Source organism: Paraburkholderia nemoris (assembly GCF_905221015.1).
In the GTDB taxonomy this organism is placed as follows: Bacteria; Pseudomonadota; Gammaproteobacteria; order Burkholderiales; family Burkholderiaceae; genus Paraburkholderia; species Paraburkholderia nemoris.
This window is the reverse complement of the sequence record NZ_CAJNBO010000081.1, coordinates 1-4,629: the sequence shown is the minus strand read 5'-3', so window position 1 is coordinate 4,629 and position 4,629 is coordinate 1. Positions and strand designations below refer to the sequence as shown.

Annotated in this window: 4 protein-coding genes; all 4 read right to left on the bottom strand. The window is 55.6% G+C overall.

The features are described 5' to 3' along the window. Positions 1 to 299: 299 nt before the first annotated feature. Positions 300 to 1,331 carry a helix-turn-helix transcriptional regulator gene (locus KHO33_RS41570; RefSeq protein WP_200568528.1) on the bottom strand — a complete coding sequence of 344 codons (1,032 nt, stop codon included), beginning with the start codon at positions 1,329 to 1,331 and terminating at the stop codon, positions 300 to 302. A gap of 11 nt (positions 1,332 to 1,342) precedes the next feature. Next, positions 1,343 to 3,313, bottom strand: coding sequence for a diguanylate cyclase domain-containing protein (locus KHO33_RS41565; RefSeq protein WP_200568529.1), 1,971 nt, complete (start codon positions 3,311 to 3,313; stop codon positions 1,343 to 1,345). Positions 3,314 to 3,550: 237 nt separating this feature from the next. Further along, positions 3,551 to 3,811: a hypothetical protein gene (locus KHO33_RS41560; protein ID WP_200568530.1), complete on the bottom strand. Its 261-nt coding sequence runs from the start codon at positions 3,809 to 3,811 to the stop codon at positions 3,551 to 3,553. Positions 3,812 to 4,324: 513 nt separating this feature from the next. Next, on the bottom strand, positions 4,325 to 4,629 hold a 305-nt coding region (locus KHO33_RS41555), incomplete at its 5' end, for a hypothetical protein (RefSeq protein WP_211629325.1).

Sequence of the window (4,629 nt, the reverse complement as noted above, 5' to 3'; positions counted from 1 at the left end):
GCCCGGACGCTGGCAACAATTACTGAAATACATGCGATCGCTTTCCCGTGACATCGGAAACCGGGTTGCACCGCTAAGGGCGAGCTACTCCACGGCAAGATGCGAAAGTCACAGGCCTGAATTGGTGCCGCGGTGGCGCAATGACGACGCTACCGTGACACCACTATGACCTAATGCTGATGGCGAATTCAATGGGGCGAATTAGCATGCATATTTAGTCGACGCCCTATTGCGCGTGATCTAAATTACATGTTAGGCAGACAACGTGCGACTTGTCGCACGCCTTGTGGGGTAACGGCCTAATCGAGGAGGCCTACTGCAGTGGCCTTCTCCACAGCTTCGTTAATTCTTGATACGCCGGTCTTCTTGTTGATGTGCCGGAAAATTGATTTGTAGACGGTGCTCACGGATACGCCCAACTGATCGGCAATATGCGATGCACCCCCACCCGCGCGCAACGTCTTCAGCGCGAGTGTTTCGTCATCGCTAAGGTTGTATTGACGAGCCGCCTTCTTTCGCACTTGCGTGATCTGCCAATCCAGCAATGCACATGACAGCGCACGAAGCAGCACGTGGTTCTTCCACAGCAGCGATGCAGAATCAGTTGTCTGCATCCCGTTGCTAACCTGCAGGATTCCCACAAGACCACGCCCGGCAGGCGAGTGTGCAGGCACAATAACTCCGCTAGCAAGCCCATGCATCCTCGCCTCTGTGACCAGCCAATGGTCGGCCGGATGAAGGTTTATGTGGGCTGCCAGCGCCGGTGCTGCGCTGCTGCGCGCGTAGCTCAAATGGGGATCATTCATGTACCAAAGGCGGGCTATGTACTGCTGCAGCCAGGCTGGGCGACATCCCACGAGATATCGGGCTTCAACGGGATCATCCGTTCTCGATCCCTTACCATCAAAACGGACCCACTGATATATGAACTGTGTACCGCCAAGTACTGCAACAATTCTGCGAACCCGCGAAAGCAATTCGCCTTCTGTCAGGTTCCCCGAGAGCTCACTGATTGCCTGCAACGGGTCAACGACCGTTGCAGGCACTGCTGGGGCAGTGGCTGTCGCGTTCACCACATACTTTTTAATAGTTTCGTAACACCTCTCCAACTTGCCCTCGTACGGATCGGCAGCTGAAAAATCGAAAACATCTGAAGCACTCTGCAGGCTCACGATTTGACCAAACGAGGCGCCGTCGCTTCTTGTCAGTTCGCGGCTCAGAGTCAGGCCTGAGTCGGCCGACAAGCTGATGAGCAATTGCTCGTTGACCACCCGAACGTTTTCCCTGTACAGCAGGGTGACATCACTTACTGAGGCGAATCTTGATGGCATCAGTTCACCTCTCACGCTCGATGTTTTGCTGCAGGCGCACTTGACGCAAATTTCCCTGTTACTTCGATGTTCCCAAGCTCCGAAAGCCATGCGAATTGTTCGCCATCGTCTACTCCATCGGCCAGAACGTCGATTCCCAGTTCCATACACACACCAACAAGACCCCTGATCGTCGCCTTGGCCACACGATCTGACGGCAATCGCCCGACCAGATCCCGGGCGATACGCAATCCGTCGATAGGCATGACTCCGACGTTCGGAAACGGAGCCTCGTTCGAGACAGTGGCGAAAATCTTCACGCCGGTAGCGCGAAGATCCGATAGCTTGTCGAGCACGTGAGAGGGAGCCTGATCAAGCCGAGGGGGCGCCAGCAAGCGAAGCATCCCTGGCTTCAGATCATTTACGCGCAGACACTCCGCGAGGCATCCGGCGAGATCGCCGTCCTGCAATTGTGCAGATGGAATCTCAATGGTCACATGCGATATTTCTTGACCGTTGTCGAGCCATTCTGCGCACTGCTTGCAGGCCTCAAAAAGCTGGAACTCGCCCAACTGGATGCTAAAGCCAGTCGATTCAACTGTTGACAGGAACTCGCGTCCGCCCATAACGGAGCCATCCGCCCTGTTCCAGCGCACAGAAGCCTGGATGCCTGACTGCAACCCATCACAACGACGGCACTCTGTATATTCGAGGTCGAATTCCTTTCGAAGGAACCCATACTGCAGGGCCTGATAGAACTCAAGCCCCCGTTCTGCCCGCTCGGACAGCTCCTTCGTGTACACGCAGGACGCACTGATGTCCTTGCCTTTGCCTATGTCCTTTGCGGCGTACGTGGCCAAGTCGGCCTGGGTCAACAAATCAAACTCACACGCGCCACGATCCGTATGCACGGCGATGCCGATACTTGCCCGCATGCGGTAGCTGTTCGCGCGCAGCACGTAGGCAAGTTCAAAGTCTTCCGTTACCCGTTTGGCCAACTCTTCTGCCTGAATGTGGGCCGCATCGCCATGAATGACGATGACGAACTCATCACCACCTATGCGAACCAGATTGTGTTCGTCGCCAACGATGTTGCTCAGGCGCAGCGCAGCCATTTTCAATAACTGATCACCATCGCGATGGCCGAGGGAATCATTGATGCGCTTGAAGTTATCCAAGTCTATGAACAGGATTGCCAGCCGGTCAACGTTCTGTGGATCTGAGATGATCGTCTGCAATCGCTCCATCAGATAGTTGCGATTGCGTAGGCCGGTCAACGAGTCAGTGGTTGCGAGTTCCGCCAGGCGCTCGTGAGCGCGGCGCGCTTCGGTGATGTCAATTCCGGAGCAGATCAGAAACGTTTCTTCCTCCCTGTCGCCCGTCCGGACGAATTTATTGCGGAAGAGAAACAGTCTCGGTCCTTTAACGGTCTTGACGACGCGCTCAACCTCATAGGCCTCGCCAGTCTGAAAAAATCCGTCTATGTTTTGTCGCGAAGCGCTACCCTCATCGGGAGACATGAACAGCTCCCAGGCGTTTCGCCCGATCACGTCCGCTTCTTTAAGACCTGCATACTCTTCAGCAAGACGGTTAAAGCGTTGAATCTGCCCATTACGGCTCAGGATCACCACGAGAGAATTGACCTCGGAGAGGACCGTTTCTGCGAACGAAAGACCGCGAGCCAGGTCCGTTGCCACCGCTTCAGAATTGATGCTCGGGGAACCTGTGCCACCCCACATCAAACGGTCTATTTTTCTGCCAACCAGGTGAAAGCGAAAGGCTTGCCCGAACAGACGGATGTCGATCGTTAAACTTGAAGTGATGCCAGTGAAGGATCGGATCTTCTTTGCCTGTTCAGCACTAAGCGCAATGGCTTCAACAACCGGACCAGTAAGCGGGCTGAGTTCAAGCGCATTACTGTCGAAGGGCAGACGCCAGCGGGGACTCAATGTCCCAAATTTTTCTCGCCACAGGGTCAGTACATCGGCTTGATGTGTATCCATTGATTGTGTAAATGAGTGAACACATGAACCCGTGGCAATTTGCCGATGGTGGTTCGGTGTTTGGGACAGAGGGATCGTTTGTAAGGGCAATCGGATGTGGAATGAATAGTCAGAGGGGGCCGAGACGCCGATCTCGAATTCGTAGATGAGGGCTACTTGAGAGAAGGGGCAGCCTCCTGAGCATCACCTCACGGTGCCAGCATGTCGTTGCGGCACGCTCATCTGCGGCAAACCGTTTTATGCCTGAATGGCGCTTGCGCGTAAGTCAGGCGCAATGATCACCTGCGCGTAACTGACCGCCATGAACGCTAGCGCCACACCGGACAGCAGCAACACGGCAAAGGCCATGGGCCGCAGCGCGAGCAATGAGAGGTGCTCGCGATCACTCGGACCGGCCTGCCCAACAGTTGTTTCTGCCTGACTGGCCTTGCCGGCCCCGCTCGCCGTGTCGTCAACGGCGAGAAGTATCCCCCGCAGCCGGTAGGTCTGTTCGTTCATTCCTCATTCCGCAGCATTGTCAACAATGCTGCGGAATCTACCGGTAAATGAGCAATCCGAAATGTTAAAAAATGAAAAATGATGCAGTCGAACAACATTTATACAAATCAGTTTTGTCTGATTGCAGTGGCGGGCTTGCCGTGCGCTTGCATTAATGCAATGTTGTCGTGAACGGCGCAGTCTCGCATGCCTCGATAGCCACGTCTTCCAGCGACAGCAGGCCAAGTCTGTGCAATACGTCGTCGTACAGGCCACGCAATATTGACGGCACCGAAGTTATAAGGCATTCGCCCTTTGCCGGTCGATGCAAAACAGTTTTACCGCTCGACGCCACTTCGCCATACCAACGGAAAGGAGCGCACCCTCGCCCCCGGTTAGTGTGGCGCGACGCCACGTGATTCTGATATCTTTTGACGTACGGTCAAGACACGTAAAACTTCCCAGATGAAAAAAAACATCCCGCCCGAGACAGCGGACAGCGCGCAACCCACGCCGGCCTCGCGTGAAAGAAGGTCAAAACCAAAGTCGGTCCGGCAGGCCCAGCGGGGCCTGGACAGCAGCGGAAAGCCAGTCACCGTCGGGAAGATTGCATCCGACATTCACCGGGTCATGGTGGCGGGCGAGCGTTACACGGTGGATCAGCTTTCGAAGCTGGTGGCACACGGCCCCGCGAGCGTGCGTCACTGTCTTGCCGACGCAGTTGCGCGCGGCGTCGTGAGACGCTCGACGTAGGACGACCGGATAGTTGTTTTCTGGAAGCGGACCGACCCGGAGTCGGAAGGTTCGGAGCGGGAGCAGGATCACAGGTCGCGGCTTGC